Origin of the sequence: Paenibacillus sp. Root444D2 (assembly GCF_001426375.1) — a bacterium.
Lineage (GTDB): Bacteria > Bacillota > Bacilli > Paenibacillales > NBRC-103111 > Paenibacillus_E.
Genome location: NZ_LMEO01000045.1, coordinates 830,057 through 848,713 on the forward strand (window position 1 = coordinate 830,057; position 18,657 = coordinate 848,713).

Consider the following 18,657-nt stretch of genomic DNA (forward strand, 5'->3'; position numbering starts at 1 on the left):
CGCTTTAAATTTTTATGCGGTAACAACTATAGTTTAGGAGCCTGTTATTAAAATTATATCCTCTTTCTGCAGCGGAACAGAATAAACGCGTACATTCTTGATGCCTCCGTCAAAAGCTAATTTACCTCCTTGATCGCCAAATGCATCCGCACCAAATCTTCCTCCGTAGCCACCTGCACGATCATGAGCTTTTACTAAGGCAAATGAAGCACTGCCTTCAGCGATAGCTGCGCCGTTCACATATAGGCATAGCTTCCCTTCATCATAGGTCACGGCAATACTGTGCCATTGTGACAGTTCCATTAGACCGAGCTCACCGGAAACAATCAACCTGTTTCCGTGGGAGCATACAGCCCCTTCCAAACGGCCATCCTGGATACGAAGTGCAAGACCGTTATCTGAATCACCTTCATCCAACAAAACATGAGTACCTGAAACAGACTGCGGCTGAATCTCCATCGTGACGGACCGCATGGAGAAGGCGTCGTGGAAAAAGCCCTTCGTTCCCTCCGCAGCAACCCTGACAGGCGAATAAGTAGGCGTCCTGTACTGTACCAGTAGTGCATACCTATCCAGCAGACGCTGAAGCTCCTGTTCGCTGATAGGAAACATGGTCGCATGTCTCGCGCGGTAAGGGAAGCGAATCATCCCCTCATCCAATTCGTTTGACCATTGGGTCATATCTGAAGATTCCATAACGCCGAACTTGCCATATGCCCAATAGTCATAAAATAATAGCCATTTCTTCTCTTTGTCGACCCAAAGAAATTCCGGTCCCTCCGTGTAATCCGGTGTTTGGACGTTCGGAATGATTTCATAGGGACCTTCCATCTGATCTGATACAGCTAAGAAGTTCATTGGCGGGTGCGGATATTTCAACGGCTCATATACATGGCTTTCATCTTTAATAGCCATGTAATATTTCCCGTCATGCTCCGCCAGACTGGCGTCAATGGTTTGAAAGCCCGGATCATAGAACAATTCTGTCTTGGAGAATGTTTTCCAATCTTTAGTTCGCGTGCAAAAATGCTTGCTGTTACTTAAATCTTCCCCTACGCTTGAAGCCCAGTAAATAATAAAATCTCCATTAGCTTGATCATAGGAAAACTCGGGTGCCCAACTGTTGACGGTTTCAGGAATATCCTTCATGACAGGTAGTGCTCTTTCTTCTTTCCAGTGAATTAAATCGTCCGAAGTCGCATATCCAATCGTAGGTCCGAGTGGACGAATAGTAAATACGAGATGCCATTTTCCGTCCGGACCTTTACTAATATACGGATCCCTTAAAATTCCTTCACCTAAACTGGAAGCCCAGAGCGGTTTATTATTATTCAATTCATACCAATGCTTTCCATCACGGCTATAGGCATAATGCAATTTTTCTACCTTATGCGTCTGCCCAGGACCTGAGCGGAAATAGCCCATTAGAAATGCGTTTTGATTATTATTGCTTGATGTAAGCATCTGATGTGTACCCCTCTCGTGTTTGTACCTACGCTTAGTATATCGTTGTTCCTACGATTTCTTAATAGAGAAAGTGGTGCGACAGGTGAGGAAAAGGGACATCAAAATTCCCTCTTTCATTGAAGATTAGTGTCTACTTGACAGGTGTAACTTCACTGTCCCCCACTAATTTTTTCTTAACGTATTGGAGTAGTGATAGCTCTCTCCATTTGTATTGACCGCACGAATCCGATAATAGTAGACGGTGCCCGCGGTCAGCCCGCTATCAGTGTACGAGGTACCCGTAATTCCGGACTGAATGGCGGTGAAATTCGTGTGCGGCTGTGTGCTTCGGTAGACGGTATAGCTGTCCGTATTGTTGCGATACAGCCTTACCCAGTCGTACTTCGCTTGCACATTCAGGCTGTACAGACCTAATTTTCCGCTCGAATGTGTACTGTCGGTTGCGCTAAGAATTGGCCCGAGCTGGTTAACAGATCCCGTCAGTGTACTTCCCTCTACACGGAAATACATATGAAGCCGAGTCAGATCGAGCTCAGTCGCATTCGTATCAGTGAGCACCTGCGCCCGCGTTTTGCTTACAAGCACAGTCTCCGTACCGTTAACCACCTTTACGATTTTGAATTTGTCTTCATTTATATTGTATATGAATTTGTAATAGTTGGTATTGTCCACTATTCTTGCTGCCAGTCCGTATGCATAAGCTGTTTTCCCGGTCGCAGTAGCCGCCTGTTCAATCATGGCCTCCCCTCCGTAATCGCCGGTAGCGCTCGCGCTAAAGGTGGTCAATGACGTATTAGCTAAACTGGACTGATAGAACGAAACACCTCGCGTCAAATCGTTAACTAGCGACCATGTGCCAATATTCGGCGTCCATCCAGTCGATGTACCATCCTCAAAATATTTGTGGTACGTTTCAATCCTGGTCGGTTCCCAGTTAATCGTAATTGCTGTGCTGGTCTCACTGCCAATCTGCGCATCGTGCGGAGCGAGAGGAAGGCTGCCCGCAGCAACGGCAGTTAACTCAGAAGAAGCGCTGCTCTCTCCAGCCCCGTTATATGCAGTAAGGACAAAGTAGTAGGTCGTTCCAGGCGTCAGTCCCATCACCAACTGGCCAAGATTATTCCCGACATCAATCACGTTCGGATATGTTCCGGAGACGGTGCCGTACTTAACCTTGTAGCCGGTCGCTCCATTGACGCTCTGCCATTCGACGCCAATATTGCCGGACGTTTCGGCATAGGCTCTCCGTGCTAGAGGTGCCGTGGGAGCAGCAAGCTGAGCGCCTACTTCGTTGGACACCCCACTTTCGCCCGCAGAGTTGTAAGCCGTAATGACAAAGTAATAGGTTGAACCGTTCGTTAATCCCGTAACATTTTTGGTCAGCGCATTTCCGACATCTATCGTTGTAGGGTGGGAGCCCGAGGTTGTACCGTATTTCACCTTGTACCCTGTTGCATTAAGACTACTCTGCCATTTCAAATTGACAGCAGTGCTGCTTATATCGGCATATATGAGATTAGTGTTTCTTGGTATATCCGGCGTACCCGTTCCGTTCCATTCGACTCTCATGACACTGTAGGCGGGCACGAGAACAGGGTTCCCTGTTGACCCGGACTGTACCGCAATCGTGCTCGGCGCGACGTCCGTGTTAACTGCTAGCGGGTCGGTGCTGGTTGTGTACGTTTTTGTCATAGCAGCAGTAACATTAGAGCCGTTAACCTTAATTGTGACATCATGGGTGCTTGCCGATTTGTTTGTAATGACGACGTAGTTTTTGCCGTTATCTCCCTTGAATGCTTGGGCAAACAACGCGCTCATCGTTCCTGTGGTTTTATCTACTGTCGTTCCGCCGGTTACGGTTGTACCCCAAGCTGTAGTGCCTTGATTGACCGCACCATCCAGCACTTTGAGCGATGCGGAAGGCGCAGCGTAGAAAGAATTGAATGAAAGCGAAGGAATATCCACCGTATTCCCGTCTTGATACGCGTCCTCCAGCTTTGTCCCGAAATCGGTGCCAGGGGTAAAGAAGCCATTAGCCATTCGGTATCCGGCTAAATAAGAAACATCTGGATGGGTAACCAATCGGAGAATGGACTCGCTTACATAAACCCCATGGTACTGGGTACTGTCAAGCAAGCCCCCCAGCTTCACTCCGTGCTCTCCGATAAAAATATTTGGGTTGGTAAATTTGGCCGAATACGTGCTGTTGATAAAGGGCACCCAATCATCCAAATATGTGTTTGCATCCTTCATAGCCACTGTGCTAGTAGCACCGTCTCCTCTGAACCTGTGTGTCGTTATCGCGTCCCAATAAGGAGTTGGATAATTGATCACATCGTCGTCAAATGCCGCTACCTGCAAATTGCTCATCGATACGACCGTTTTTGCACCCGGATATTCGCTCTTAATTACGTCATTAAACGTCTTTACACGATCCAAATAGTCTGTGCCGCTCTTGAATGCAGGTTGCTGGTTTCCGACCCCCTGTACATAGAACGATATTTCATTGCCTAACTCGAAATACACCACAGGAACATGGTTTTGATAGAGGTACTTCGCTAAGTCACGTGCCTGTTCTGGGTTATACTGCAGGACATTGACCATAATGACTGCTTTGGCGCCTGTCTGCTGAAGAAAATCCACATAATCAGATATCCTTTCATCACCTTTAGCAATCTGATAGCGCTTAGAATAGATTTGATTGTAATAGCGCCGATCTTCCTTTTGCGTTTGACCTGTAAATTCGGTATCCGTCAGTCCAAGCTTCCACGAAAAGGCGTTGGTAGGTGTTCCACCTGGCCATCTGACAAAACCGATACGCCCGTAGTCAATAGCGGCATTGATTAATTCTGGGTCATTAAATTTAATCGCGGTTCGTTCTGGTTCATTATTCACTCCTCTAAAGTCGGGGTTGTAAGAAGTAACCGTACTCGTATCGATATCGATCGTTGCTGTATAATCTGCAGCTTGCACTGTGTTATGGAATGGCGAAGCAAACATGCTTGATGCAATCATGGCCAGGACCAGAGCAGATTTCGCTAATTTTTTCAATTCTATTCCTCCTCGTGAATTCATTAACTTATGACCAAAGCCTCACTTCATTCCACTGCTGATACAGCTGGTTCACCTCCTTGGACAGCTCATCGCCGCCGTTCTTCTTCCAATCCTCAACAACCGCATCAATCGTATCCAGCGGCGCTTCACCGGTAATGACTCTGGCCATTATGGACATCCATTTGGATTCAAGCTGAACAATAGAAGCACCCGAAGAGTTCTTCTGTGTATTCGGTAAGTCAAGCCACAGCACTTCGGTCGGATTCACGATCTCTATGCCGAGTTGGCCTTTCCAAAGTTTGTTGCCGCGTCCGTCGACTTCATGAACAGAAAATCTTTGTCTAGAACATCTTATGCAAACGCTTTCAGTAAATCAATGAAAGCCTTCTGCTCCTTTGTTTTCACCTGTACCGCTACTAGCTTGCCATCCTTCAATGCCCATTCATTGCCAATTTCGAAAAACTTGCCGATTATCCCCTTATCACCCTGCCATTCGCTAGCCATGACCCATTCCTGTTGGAACCTTACGGTTGTCCGCCTCTTTGAACCAAACTCTGCATTATGAAGAAGCCCCCTCCCTATCGGTTATTCCTTGCATTTCATAAGCTCAGCCGTGTAATTATACTGAGCATGATCTTATTATAATAAAAGCAAACCATAATTTAGTTGCACAGAACCTTGATTAGTTAACCGATTTCACGAAGAATGCTCATCCTCATTCCGTAGAGCCGGCATTACGCTTTTTGTTTCCCATGATGCCGGGACGTCCAAGCCTGCAAGCTCCATAATGACAGGTGCGATATCGAAATGCTGACAAAGGATCCATGCGGCGGCCTCCCTTGAATCGACCAGGTGCCCACACAATTATGGGGACACGGGTTACGGCGTCATACATAGACCATTTTAAAATATGATATTTATCCCCCAGCATTTCCCCATGATCCGAGGTGAAAATAATGACAGTATTGTCCAAGTACCCTTTTTCGCCCAATGCGCTTATAATTCCACCAATCTTCTCGTCGATCATCGTGATATTGGCATAATAATAGGCTCGCATGCGGTGCAGCTGCTTACGAAGACGAACCGACTTGCTTAGAAGCGAGTCCATCGGGATCAGTTCTAGCATTGTCCAGCCGGTGAATGCCGATTGAAACTTGACCACCAAATAGTGCCGTCCTTCGATTTCGATTTCCTTGGACTCCTTCTCGCCGATACGCTGAGCCTTGAGCTCATCGAATGAAGCCGGATCCAACGGATCGGCGGAAGCCGATTCCATGTCGGAGGAAAGCCGCAAATACTTTACCTTGAATGGAACGGGATGGGAGCCATTCGACCCATCGGTTGACAGGATGTATAACGATTCCTCCGGTTTGGCTGGGATGGATTGGCCTCAATATGTGCATAGATACAGGGTAACGGAAGGCGAATTATACTGCGCCGGGCAATGCACAACATCCGCCACGCCGCGATGACTGCGGAACAGGGAATAGCCTGTCCGGCGCCTGAACAGGCTATTGCAATGATGGCTTCTATCATCGGATTAACGGCTGCTTGTAATATACTGCTCCTCTCCTACTGTGGACTTTGCTTCAGCCCTGTAACTATGCAGCAGCACCATCCGACAAATTACGTCCCTTACGGCAAAATCGCAGACGGCCAACGCTTGGTGGCTCATTACCCGGGTGGGGGTGAACCGCTAAGCGCTGGCCGCTGAAAGTTCTTCTTCAAGGCTCGACCGCCGTTATTTCTTGGGGTAAGATTCCTTTAATTTTCGGATATCTACTACCTGTTCTTTTTTTCCCGCATTTTTATCAAACTTTAAGTATTGTTCCCTGGTCAGCACGTTCGCTCTTTGCGTCCATCGTACGTATTCTTCCTCCAACCGCCGTACGACTTCCGGATACTGTTCGGCCAAGTCATTTACTTCCGTTCCGTCGCTCACCATATCATACAGCTCCCAAGGCTGGGCATAGAACCTGACCAGCTTCCAGTTCTTATGCCTTACTCCGCAATTACCCTCATGTTCCCAGAACAAATACTCCTTCATTGACGTATCGTTCTTCCATATGGAAACCATACTTGTCCCTTCCATCGGTATAATTTGATTTCCATTATACGCCTTTGGATAGACGGAACCGGTTACTTCTACAATCGTAGCCATGATATCGGTAAGCTGTGCGGGAGATCTTCGAAGATCACCCTTGTCCTCCAAACCGGCAGGCCAATGAACGATAAAAGGTGAAGCAATTCCGCCCTCGTGGATATAATGCTTATACATTCGAAACGGTGTGTTGGATAGATTGGCCCAGCCATAGCCATAATGGCCGTTTCCGGTGAGGTAGTCTGGCCCGCCTGGAAGAAAATCAGGATTTTGAATTTCTGGAAACTCTCCGCTCCCCCCATTATCGGACAAGAACATGATGAGTGTATTGTCCAGCTCATCGACTTCTTCGAGAGATTGAAGCAAGCGGCCGATGTTTTGATCCATACAATCCACCATTGCAGCGTATACCTCAAATGCGCGAAGCCTCCACGCTTTATGAGGCTCTTCCGCCCAAGGCGAAGCAGCGGAGGCCGCTTGCGGCGACAACTCCCAGGATGCATCAATTATATTCATATCCTGCATGCGCCCGAATTTTTCGTCCCTTAACACATCCCAACCTTGATCAAATCGGCCCTTGTATTTTTGAATATCTTTCTCCTTCGCCTGTAAAGGAAAATGGGGAGCATTGAAAGCCAAGTACAAAAAGTAAGGCTGATTCGGCATTTGCTCGCGATGCTTCCTAAGAAACCCAATAGCTTGATCCGTCATATGATCCGTCGAAAAAAAATCGTCGTCGAAGCTGTCGGGATCCAGTTTCTGCCCGTTTAAAGCAACCTTCTCAGGGTTAAAATATTCCGGGGTATACACGATCGATTGATCAAAGCCTCTTTGGTGGGCAGGCACGACGCCCGCATGCCATTTACCGGAATGATAGGTTCCGTAACCGCTGCCCTTAAGCACCTCCGCAATCGTTACGCAGTGATCGCTCAGTCGCTCGGTGTATGGACCGTACTTGCCTTGAAGGTGCGCCATCCCTGCTTGATGCGGATGCAGACCGGTTAAGAGTGACGCTCTGGACGGCGAGCATCGAGCCGTATTCGAAAATTCGGTAAATCGAATCCCGTTACTGGCCAGCCTGTCGAGATGTGGAGTGTCGATATGACCTCCATAGCATCCGATATCCGAGTATCCCATATCATCCGCCAGAATCACAATGACATTCGGTTTTTGGTTCTGATTCATTTGAGTCCGCCTTTCCCTTCGACATGATTATTGGCGCTGACAGTTCCTTACTCCTCTTTCATTTAAACGATTGTATGTGGATAGCATTTTTTATTTACGCTGTTTGTAGATTTCATTCACCTCTTTGGTTAGTTGCTCGCCGCCATTTTTCAACCATTCGTCCACTGCTTTGTCTATTTCTTCCATCGGTGCATCATTGGCAATAACACGCGCCATGGAAGACATCCACTTCGTATTTAACGTTGTTATATTTACCTTCTTGTTGGCTTCTGTCTCTGCAGCCAAACCTAATCCAACATTCGGCCAATCATATTTATCATTGTTGTTCAGCCATTGTTCAACCTGCTTCACATAACCCTGATCGTTATATTTATGGAGCTGGATCGCTTTATCGGCACGACGGAAAAAGTTAATAGAGAATAGATTTCCGGTTTCTTTCGTCTGAAGCTTCTCAAAGCTGCCATCGTCCTTCTTCTTATAATCGACACCTTCTACGCCTTCTTTAATGAGATCATATCCTTCATCTGAAAGCATGTAATCAAGGAGTTTGAGAATACGCTGCTGTTTCTTGGGATCTGTATTCTTATTAATGACGACCTTCACCTGACCACTGCCCTCCGTTTGTGTCGCTCTGATTCCCGTAGGCCCAGCAGGTGGCAGAAGTTGAATAAGCTCCGCTTGAGGTGCATTCTTCTTGATGTTTGGAATATCCAAACGAATGGCTTCATTCGGATTTACAAGCTGAATCCCCGATTGTCCGTTCCATAGCTTATTTCTCGCGTCCGCAGGCTTCATAACTAAGAAGTTCTTATCCATTACACCCTCTGCAAATGCCTTTCTAAGGAACCCAATGAAACCCTTCAGTTCCTCTCTTTGCGCTTGCATCGCCACAAGCTTACCATCTTTCAAAGCCCATTCATTCCCTAATCCGAACGCTCCCTGCAAATAGGCTGCATTGCCGAATGTGCCGTTGGCAAGGGCCAGGATAGAGAAGCCAGTCGTATCCGCCTTGCCATTCCCATCTGGATCTTGCGTTACAAAAGCTTTAGCCACGTTATAAAATTCATCGATCGTCTCAGGCACTTTCAGATTCAATTTATCTAGCCAATCCTTCCGGATGGACATGGAGAAGAGATGCGGAATGCCATAATACGGAATGCCATAATAGGAACCCTTGGCATTTAATTCCATCCATGCTGCTTCAGGAAGCTGCTTGGTCAAATTAGGGTACGCACCCAGATAAGGTTTTACATCCAGAAACACGCCTCTGTCACGCCACTGCATATAATCTTCGGGAGCAATACGATATACATCGGGAAGGCTGTTTGAAGCAGCAAGAACACTTATTTTGTCGTTGTAGCTTGCGCCGGGAATCCACTGAATATCAAGCTTGATGTTTAACTTTTCATTCAACTTCTTAATGAGAGCAGAATCATTCGAAGGTCCGATTTCAGCATATTGCGGCACCATCAATGAGATATTCATGAGCTCCTTCCCGTCGTCAAGGCTTGCCGCAGAAGGCGTTGAAGTACCTCCCGCTTCTGATTTCTGGCTTCCATTCGTGGAGCATGCGGATAAACTGCTTACAGAAAGCAGCAGAGCTAAACTTAACAAGCACTTTTTTTTCATAGAAGCTCCCCCTCTTTAAACGTTAATAAATTTCAATGAGACCCTCGCAACCGAACCTGCAGGCATACTTATTTCTGCTCGTCCATCAGAGGCTACAGCTAGCTGTGATTCGATGATATGATAGCCGCTCTTTACATACCAATCGGTATGTCTTAGAAAAGGTGAATCACCGTACTGAAGCAGGACCGATGATTTCATCTCCCCTGTTAAACATTCTCCTTCTAAATGAACGGTATGGGCAAAACTCAGATCTCGATTCACAAGAAACAGGATGATTTCATCATTCCGATCTGAAATAACTGCGGCGGCATCAACATGCGGAACTTGTTCCATAGGTCGGATTCGAACCCAGGTCTGCGGCATCGTAAACGACGAGCCTTCTGTTTCAATCTCCAATCGCCGCCAGTTCGTATCGGTGCGCAAGAAAGGTTCCGCATAAAACCGTGACGTATCATTTCCTGGATTCACAGGCCTCATATCCACGGGGTAAGCCCGATAATATAGGGTATTGTCTCTTTGGTAGGCGTATTTGACAGAATCACCTTGTCGAATAAAGGTATTAAACATGGAGGAAACATAACACGCGTGAGCCATCGTTTCAAACTCCGCTTTTGGCCAATTCATATCCGTTTCCGGTTCCAGATTCCATTCCCCTATTTCCAGCGCCAGAGGCTCGAACCCGTATCCTTTAGCCAGTTCCTTCAGTTCTTGAATATTAGCTTCGTATTGGGTTGGATAGGAAACCAGAACTTGATTATAGAAAGATGGATCAGCAGCATTGCTTGCTAACCATTCCTTTCGCAAGCCTTCATCCCGTATTCCTCTTGTGTACTGGTGGATATCGAGCCCGTCGATATATGCAGGGCCTGCAATCTCGAACATTCGTTTGTTCCATATAGGCGGCTGGCCTGGAATTTCAGAGTAATCCACATAACTCGGGTCCTCTCCAGCCATAATAATGGAAATGGAAGGATCTATCTTTTTCATCATGGTATAGTACGTTTGAATTCGCTTGGAAAAATCGATTGAGTTCGTATAACCGAATTGATAATCCCCATAGCTCTCATTGCCAACCTGCCAAAGCTTAACTCCCCACGGTTCCGGATAACCATGTTCAGCGCGCAAACGCCCCATGGGAGTGGTGATATCTCCATTCACATATTCAACCCACTCTGCTGCAAGTTCAGGAGGCAAGTCATAGCTGAAACCGACATTTAAGAATGGCTCCGCTTCGATTAATTGACAGAATCTAAGGAATTCGTTGGTACCAAAATAGTTGGGCTCCAGACCACCCCAATTTTGATTATCTCGAACGGGTCGTTGCAGCCAAGGGCCGATCCCATCTTTCCAATTATATTCATTGGCATAATTACCGCCCCAGCGTATAGAGGTGACATTGTACATCTTCAGCAGCTCTATGGTCGTGGGGTTAAACAAACCTTCTACCGCATCTCCGGAAGTCAACATCACCCAATCGAGATCAACCGTACTTTCCCCATCTGCATCGGCTATCAAGCTTAATCTGTATTCACCAAAGGGAGAATCTGAATAACGGAATTCACTGGCTCGATCCAGGGTGAGCAGCAGATCGTAACGCTTCCAATTTTCAGTTAACTCCACACTGCTTTCACTTAGCCTCACACCCGCTTTATCCTCAAGCGCCGTATGCAGGCGGGTAAAAGAACCCGATGCTCGTGCATAGAACTGCAGGCGATATTCTAAAGTTCGTTCATCAGCCAGTGTAATTCGCTGCACAATCCCTCTTCTTCTCACGCCGTCCGTAAGCTTCATTCGCTGGTAGCTCTTCCACGCTGGTTTTCCGTGAACCCCGCCTTGCAGCTGTTCAAATGCACCCTCCTGATCGCCGACAGGCTCCCAGGGATAAGCCAATCCCGATGTATGTGGGGTGTCCCTGTACATGATTTCTGTCCGCATCGTCCACGGTAAATTCGTGCCATCCTTTTTTCTTTTCGAAAACCAAATCTCAAAGGAGCCATTGGCGATACAATCATCAATAATACCTGGATAGGTATCCTTCCCATTCATTTCAAAAAATTTCCCAAATATCCGCTTATCTATTTGCCAATGGCTCGCTTTCTCAGGTGCTGTGTGAAGGCGTATGTTAAGTCCCAAGGCTGCTCCTCCTTTTGTCTCAATTTCTCGTATTTGTCAAGCTTGTTGTCCTGCTTGTTCTAGTATGTATGTAATTCCGTTTTTTTTCGTTACACAGAAACTCGAAATGTTATCCGATTTCATTAGGAAGTTGTCAACTGGACTTCGAGAACATAGACCGCATGAGGTTGCAATTCATAGCTCCAATTCGCCCCCACAATCCGGGTGTTCAGAACCTCTTCTTTAATTTTAATCGGTTCAAATACGGTATTATAATCCTCATAGTGTTCTCCTATAATCGTATAAAGAAGCGCACCATCCAACGGTCTCCACGCAGCCAAATCACAGGTCAATGGGACATTCTCCAAACTCCGATTTACGATAAACATCGTCAAGATATCGTTCTGCTCGGAAATACAAGTCACAACATCCAAATTAGGCAGTTTATCCAAAGGAAGATCAAGCTTTGATACCCCGGCATCAAACGTATGGCAAAGTACCTGGGTTTCCACAACTCGATGCAATTGACGATTCGCATACAGACGTAAAAGGTGATAGGTCGCCGTTCCGAATATGGTGTCCTGACGTCCACTCCAGCCTGGCTTCTTCATGCGCTCATAATGATCTCCGACTCGGATACAGCCGCCCACCCAACCATTAACTAAATCAGAGAAGTTGGCGATATGGACCAGATGACTCTGTCGAATCATTTCGTTAAGCATGCAGGCATTGGCAACCGCAGCTTCTAATGTATGATTGTTCGGCAAATCAGGATTGGGGAAATACATGGTATTCCATTCTGTAACCGCAATTTTCAAATGCTTTAGATCTTCACTGCCTTGAATAATCGACTCCAATTCACCAAATAAAGACCTTGCTACTTCAGGAAAGGCCGTTATCGCTTTGAAACGGACTTCACCTGGGGTCCCGGCATCCATAGGAAAGAAATTTTGTCCTTGATACAGATGAAGTGTCAGGTAATCCATGGCTGAACCGGCTAATTCCAGCACTTTTCGATTCCATCCCGGGGCAAGCGAATCTCTGGCCGTTCCACAACCTAATAATCGAATGGATGAATCCTTTTCTTTCATTGCTTTTGCAAATGATAAATAATTGTCCGCATAATGTTCAGCAGAACACACGCCTGCCTGCCATGGACCGTACATTTCATTGCCAATTTCCCAATACTTGACTCCGTATGGCTCTGGATGTCCATTGCTTGCTCGCATGGCCCCCATCGGTGTTAAGACGTCCCCATTGCAATATTCCACCCACTGAGCAGCTTCCTCCGCTGTTCCCGTACCCATATTCACACAGATTTGGGGCTCCACACCAAGCTGTCGGCACAAAGAGACGAATTCGTCGGTACCAAAATATTTATGCACCTGCCCAGCCTGCTCCCATGCCTCATTGATGTAATTGGGTCTGTGATACGTCGAACCGACGAAGTCCTCCCAATGGTACAAACTGATGTAGTTGCCACCCAGTCGCATGATACCGCAATTCAATGCCTTAGCCATTTGAAATACGTCTTTCTTCAATAACCCCGTCTGTTGATCAGGGAGTATAGAAATATGATCGAACCAAATCATCCCTGTTGAAACCGAGTCCTCCCATTCCGCTGGAGGCAGCGGTATCGCCCACACCTGCATTTCGACAGCAGCACAGGAACGAGAAATCTCCAGGTTACCCGCAACTTCTTTCCAACGATGTTCCGTAACTTCGAGCTCTGTCGAGCCAAGAACCTCCCCGTTGCTCCGATCAAGCAGTTTTACCAGAACCCTGTGGATTTCACGCGTAGCCCGCATATACATGCGCAGGGTATGAGGTACACCATCTTCAATGTGAATACACTGCGCGATCCCTGACATGCACCTATCCTTGTTAAACAATCTAATTTTTTGACTATGTCCCGCATGCCCTCTTGCAGCTGGTTCTATCGCAAATTGGGTGTGCTTTCCGAAATTAAGCGGATACCAGGAACCCGAAACACCATCCAGATTATGGTCTTCCTCTTCGAAATCCATATTCCTGAGTGGATAAGCCAGCATCGCTGGCATATGATCATCAATATCCTCGATAAAATTCCCAAATATAAAGGGATTTATGGTGTGACCTGAAATGTCATTACCAACGATTAATCGCGCTTCAGTCATCATTTCCCCTCCTTCTTCACTCTTTCTTAAGTAAAGGTACTCTTATGGAGACAACTGTCCCTCTATTCTCAAATGACGTGATCGTCAAACCATAGGAGGGACCGTATTGCAGCACTAAACGTGCATGCACATTGACAATCCCTAGCGACTCACTTTTCATTAGCGTTTCGTTAGCCTGGGTAAGGATCCAATCCAACCGTTCCTGTAATTCTGCCAACTTGCTTACTGCAATGCCATTGCCATTGTCAGCAATTTCAATAATTAAGTCCTGTGCTTCATTGTAAGCACTGACAATGACTGTTCCACGTCCGCTCTTCGGTTCAACCGCATATTTAATGGCATTTTCTAGTATTGGCTGTAGTGAACATTTCACAATTAGCACATCCAAATACTTTTCATTGACATAAAAGCGGCTTTGAAAATGCTTTGGAAATCGAATCTTAATAATTTCCAAATATTTTTCCAATTGATTAAGTTCTTCTCTTAATGTAACAACAGGCTCTATGATAGAGGCCGTGTACCGGTAATAGTCTCCCAGGTTTTTGGCAATCACTTGAATGCGTTCATTTTTTTCTATATAGGCCAGACTGTTAATGATTTCTAAAGTGTTATACAGGAGATGCGGGTTAATCTGGTTTTGCAGTGCTTGGATCATGGCTTCTTTCTGTCTTAGCAAAATGTGCATCTCATTTACTTTCATAGAGCTGATAGTCTCAATGAGCTGATGAAGTTGATCCGTCATCCGGTTATAGCTGCGGCTCAGCAGCTGAATTTCATCCTTGCCTGGAATGACCTGCGCTCGAACATCCAAATTCCCTTTTTCAACATGTTCCATTAATTGCTTTAAACGCCGGAGAGGGCGAATGAACCACTGCGCAACAATCGGTACGAGAACAAGGACGACAGCGGCGAGAATTAGCATGGCTGCAATCATCGCGTTACGTGCCACTTTGACACCGCTTGCCATCTCTTCAAACGGAACCATCGCAACCAACTTCCACTTGGCTAACTCCGATTCGTTGTAAGCAACCAGCATTTCCGTACCCTGAATATCCTGAACAGAAGAAGTCTCATTAAACTTTAATTCGGATAACTTTGTTTCCTGAATGGGTTTACCAATCAACTCCGAATCAGGATGATACACAACCGTGCCCTCTTTGGATACGATAAAGAAATATCCTTTCTTAGCGAGAGAAGACCGTACAATCGTCTTTTCAAGATCGCTTATTCGCAAGTTAATGACTAGCCTTCCAGCCAATTTCATCGTATCGAGTGAGAAAATTGGCACGAGCAAGGAGATGACATTTTTACCTGTTACTTGAGATCTGTGTGTCGGCAGCACCTTTAAGGTAGAACTCATCTCCATTGCAAACCATGGTTCATTCAGATAGGTTTTAGATATTTGATCAAAGTGCTGAATATTCGAGACGACACGTCCACTCAAGGACATCAGAAACATACTGTCAACCTCACTGTAATTGAGGGCGACATAATTATTCAGCACATCCTCCAATTCGGCCAGCTGAGTAGGAGTACTCGGTTCTTCACTCGCCAGCCAATTCTGAATAATACCGAAATTACCAGTCAATTGGGTAAAATCGTTTCGCTTTGGCAAAGGACCCGCAACTAGTGAAGAAACAGAAATTTTCATTTGTTGAATATAGAGATCTATTTGATGATTGAGACGATAAGAGGCATCATCTGCAAACTGAAAAAAGTCATTTCGCGCCGCTTTCATATAGAAATATTGGGAGAGGGTCCCTGTTAGCAAGATGGATGAAAGCGTTACCGTCAGTAGGATCAGAATCAACTTTACCTTGATCGAATATCGGCTAAACCAAATTTCCCGCTTCATAAGCCCAGACCCTTTCGATATTCATTTGGGGTCACGGACGATACATGCTTGAACACACGGTTGAAATAGGGCAATGAAGCAAAACCAACCTCTTCCGCAATCTCATATATTTTTTTGTCTGAGTTTCGAAGGTATTCTAAGGCTTTTTCAATGCGTATCTGGTTTACATAGTTCACAAAGCTTTTCCCCGTATACTGTTTAAACAACACACCAAAATAAGACGTACTCAAATTGGAATAATCAGCCATCTGCTTTAGTGTTAATTCTTCTTGCATGTGGGTCATAATGTACTCGCAAGCTCGTTTAATAACGAGTCGCATGTTATTATTGGCAAACTGCGGATAGCGGCGTATCCACTCGTGCAAAAGGTCATGAAAGACATGGCGGACTTGATGCTCATTCAAATCCTCAGGAACGGAAGCCTCCTCAAATGCAGGATAAATGACCTTCACAACTTCCACGAGTTTACCTAAAAAGATACGTAAATAACTCATCTTAGCGCCCTTCTCTAATGAACGTTGACCCAAGATGACACCCAGCAGATGATCAGTTCGCTCAAACAGCTGAATCGGTTCGAATTGATGCAAACTATCCACAAAAAACTGCATGTCCAGCAAAATTTGATTGGGCTCTGCAAATGTTTCTAACCTGCTGACAGAGCGGGAAAGCGCAGAGTGAAGCTCCTTTTCCGAGATCGGTTTAAGCAAATATTCAGAGACATGCAATCGGATGGCATTTTGAGCATAAGGAAAGCTGTCATGGCCGCTAATGATAATAGAGACAACCGGTAAACGTTGATTTCGGATGCGCTGGGTAAGCTCGAGTCCATCCTTATCCGGCATTTGAATATCCGTGATGACCACAGTCGGCCACAGCTCTTGGATGAGACGCCAGCCTTCCTCGCAGCTGGAAGCTTCTCCAGTCACTTTAAAGCCATCCATTTGCTGAACCATTTCTACAATAGCATCCCTAATGAGCAGCTCGTCTTCTACTACTAGCACATGATACATCTGTATCCCCCTATATCTCACGGTCTGTCGAAGACTGTTTTAGTTCAAACATACTATATAAGGGCGCGCTTTAATAGTGGATATTGTTTCAATAACTATCCTTTGACAGAACCCATCATCATTCCCTTGCTGAAATATTTTTGCATAAAAGGGTATACCAGAATCAGCGGCATAGCTGCCAGCAGGATTGCGGCATGCCGGACAGCAGGTGTATACGCATATCCATTTTCCGTAACAGCGAGTCCCAGTTCAGAAGTATTTACAATGAGTACCTGACGAAGGAAAACCTGCAGCGGATACGAATTCGCATTGTTTAGATACAATACCGCTTGGAAGTAGGTATTCCAGTTGGCCACGGTATAGAATAACGTAAAGGTTACCAACACCGGCAGCGAGATAGGCAATATAATCCGCCAAAGAATTTTAAACTCACCGCAACCATCGATACGGGCAGATTCTTTCATTTCGTTTGGCAGCGTCTGAAAGAAGCTGCGCATGACAATCATGTTGAAGGGAGCTATCGCATTGACAAGCCAAATCGACCAATAGGAATTGATCAATCCGAGTTTATTCACAACCAAATAAGTAGGGATCATGCCTCCATGGAATAGCATCGTGAATAATACCATGAAATTGATGGTTGTTCTGCCTTTGACACCCGGCTGGGACAAGCCGTACGCCATCAGGATCGACAGCGTCATATTTATCGTTGTGCCTACCACGGTCAGATAAACGGCATTCTTAAATGCACGCGTGAATTGGTCATTATCCAAAAGAAATCTATACGCTTCCAATGTCCACTCTTTGGGCCAAAGCACAACACCTTTAAGCAGCAATTCTTTACTCGTGGCAAAAGAACTAAAAAAGGTAAACAAGAATGGCACGACAACGATCAATGCCAAACACAGAAGAATAAGAATTACACACGTATTAAACACGTTGTCTTTCAGGGACTGATCTGCTTTCATTCGCTAGTACACCCCTTCCTCTCCCAGCTTGCGTGCCAGTTTATTGGCACCAAGTACAAGCGTAAGTCCTACAATGGATTTGAACATTCCTACCACGGCCGAATAACTATAATCGCGTTGAAGAATACCGGTACGATATACGTAAGTATCAAATACGTCAGAGACATGAACATTAAGCGGATTCTGCAGCAGAAAAATATGCTCAAAGCCAATGTCCATGAAATTGCCCAGCCGCAAAATGAAAAGTACAATGACGACGTATCGAATCCCCGGCAGGGTGATATGCCAAATCTGACGGAAACGGCCCGCGCCGTCTACCTTTGCCGCTTCATATAAGGAAGGATCAATGGAGGCCATCGTGGCCAAATATAAAATGGACCCCCAGCCCATCCCTTGCCATATATTTTGCAGCAGCCACATCGGTCGAAGCCACTCCGCCTTCGTGAACAGCTCGATCTTTCCGAAGCCTGCTGACATCAGCCACTGATTGATAACGCCATCTTGTGAGGAAAACAATGTCGTCGTTATAGAAACAATAACAACCCATGATATGAAATGCGGGGCATACATAATGGTCTGCACAACGTTTCTGACTGTTTTCAATCTCGCTTCATTCAGCAGAAGGGCCAGAAGAATCGGTGCAGGAAAGAAAAAGAAAATATCCATCCCTGCAAAGTAAAACGTATTTTTGATCAGCAACGGAAAATCTTGCTCTGTAAATAATCGCACATAATTGTCAAAACCCACCCATTTGCTCTTCCATATGCCAACAAACGGATCATACCGCTGAAACGAAATGAGGAGACCCAGCATAGGGATATATTTAAAAATTAAGAAGTAAAGTAATCCAGGTACAATCATTAAATAAAATGGAAGATGGGCTAGTTTCCACGGTTGCTTCCTAGACTGAATGGTAGTAGCTGTAGCTGCTGTCTGGGCATTCCTCATAATTACCTCCACATGTTAGAACTGCATTTGACCTCATTATACAGACTGCCCATGCCGATTACGTTGCCTAGAATATCTATTTCTTAACCGATTTCACTTTATACTTGTACCTCATACGATGATCCAATTACAAATGATAAATAAAAGGACCCTCCTGTACATCACTGTACAA

At 45.6% G+C, this 18,657-nt stretch carries 14 protein-coding genes; 1 reads left to right on the forward strand and 13 read right to left on the reverse strand.

Annotated elements, in window-relative coordinates; all coding sequences use genetic code 11:
- Positions 1-33 precede the first annotated feature (33 nt).
- From ASD40_RS24980 to ASD40_RS24995, 5 genes are all read right to left on the reverse strand, one after another.
- Positions 34-1,464 (reverse strand): LamG-like jellyroll fold domain-containing protein, encoded by a 1,431-nt coding sequence (locus ASD40_RS24980; RefSeq protein ID WP_057305839.1) that lies wholly within the window; start codon positions 1,462-1,464, stop codon positions 34-36.
- Between the two features lie 165 nt (positions 1,465-1,629).
- Positions 1,630-4,518 carry a fibronectin type III domain-containing protein gene (locus ASD40_RS24985; protein WP_057305840.1) on the reverse strand — a complete coding sequence of 963 codons (2,889 nt, stop codon included), beginning with the start codon at positions 4,516-4,518 and terminating at the stop codon, positions 1,630-1,632.
- Between the two features lie 28 nt (positions 4,519-4,546).
- Positions 4,547-4,789 carry a hypothetical protein gene (locus tag ASD40_RS24990; protein ID WP_057305841.1) on the reverse strand — a complete coding sequence of 81 codons (243 nt, stop codon included), beginning with the start codon at positions 4,787-4,789 and terminating at the stop codon, positions 4,547-4,549.
- 83 nt (positions 4,790-4,872) lie between these two features.
- The gene (locus ASD40_RS37455) at positions 4,873-5,025 is read right to left on the reverse strand and encodes a hypothetical protein (RefSeq protein WP_156390183.1); all 153 of its coding nucleotides are present in this window, start codon (positions 5,023-5,025) and stop codon (positions 4,873-4,875) included.
- A gap of 211 nt (positions 5,026-5,236) precedes the next feature.
- Complete coding sequence (locus tag ASD40_RS24995; RefSeq protein WP_057305842.1) at positions 5,237-5,797, reverse strand: sulfatase-like hydrolase/transferase; 561 nt, start codon at positions 5,795-5,797, stop codon at positions 5,237-5,239.
- A 168-nt stretch (positions 5,798-5,965) separates the two neighbouring features.
- Between ASD40_RS24995 and ASD40_RS37460 the strand changes: the two genes are divergently transcribed.
- A complete protein-coding gene (locus tag ASD40_RS37460; RefSeq protein WP_156390184.1) occupies positions 5,966-6,235 on the forward strand; it encodes a hypothetical protein in 270 nt (89 codons plus the stop codon).
- Between the two features lie 27 nt (positions 6,236-6,262).
- Here ASD40_RS37460 and ASD40_RS25005 read toward each other — a convergent pair whose 3' ends face one another.
- The 8 genes from ASD40_RS25005 to ASD40_RS25040 all read right to left on the reverse strand — a co-directional run bounded on the left by ASD40_RS25005 (position 6,263) and on the right by ASD40_RS25040 (position 18,485).
- Positions 6,263-7,807: an arylsulfatase gene (locus ASD40_RS25005; protein ID WP_057305844.1), complete on the reverse strand. Its 1,545-nt coding sequence runs from the start codon at positions 7,805-7,807 to the stop codon at positions 6,263-6,265.
- 90 nt (positions 7,808-7,897) lie between these two features.
- On the reverse strand, positions 7,898-9,436 hold the full coding sequence (locus ASD40_RS25010; RefSeq protein WP_057305845.1) for an extracellular solute-binding protein: 1,539 nt from the start codon (positions 9,434-9,436) through the stop codon (positions 7,898-7,900).
- A gap of 15 nt (positions 9,437-9,451) precedes the next feature.
- Positions 9,452-11,569 (reverse strand): hypothetical protein, encoded by a 2,118-nt coding sequence (locus tag ASD40_RS25015; protein WP_057305846.1) that lies wholly within the window; start codon positions 11,567-11,569, stop codon positions 9,452-9,454.
- Between the two features lie 122 nt (positions 11,570-11,691).
- Positions 11,692-13,707 (reverse strand): alpha-L-arabinofuranosidase C-terminal domain-containing protein, encoded by a 2,016-nt coding sequence (locus ASD40_RS25020; RefSeq protein ID WP_063870831.1) that lies wholly within the window; start codon positions 13,705-13,707, stop codon positions 11,692-11,694.
- A gap of 13 nt (positions 13,708-13,720) precedes the next feature.
- On the reverse strand, positions 13,721-15,559 hold the full coding sequence (locus ASD40_RS25025) for a sensor histidine kinase (protein WP_057305848.1): 1,839 nt from the start codon (positions 15,557-15,559) through the stop codon (positions 13,721-13,723).
- Positions 15,556-16,569 (reverse strand): response regulator, encoded by a 1,014-nt coding sequence (locus ASD40_RS25030; RefSeq protein ID WP_057305849.1) that lies wholly within the window; start codon positions 16,567-16,569, stop codon positions 15,556-15,558. The genes ASD40_RS25025 and ASD40_RS25030 overlap by 4 nt, the downstream gene beginning before the upstream one ends.
- Before the next feature lie 95 nt (positions 16,570-16,664).
- On the reverse strand, positions 16,665-17,537 hold the full coding sequence (locus ASD40_RS25035) for a carbohydrate ABC transporter permease (protein WP_057305850.1): 873 nt from the start codon (positions 17,535-17,537) through the stop codon (positions 16,665-16,667).
- Positions 17,538-17,540: 3 nt separating this feature from the next.
- Positions 17,541-18,485: an ABC transporter permease gene (locus ASD40_RS25040; protein WP_057305851.1), complete on the reverse strand. Its 945-nt coding sequence runs from the start codon at positions 18,483-18,485 to the stop codon at positions 17,541-17,543.
- Between the last annotated feature and the right edge of the window lie 172 nt (positions 18,486-18,657).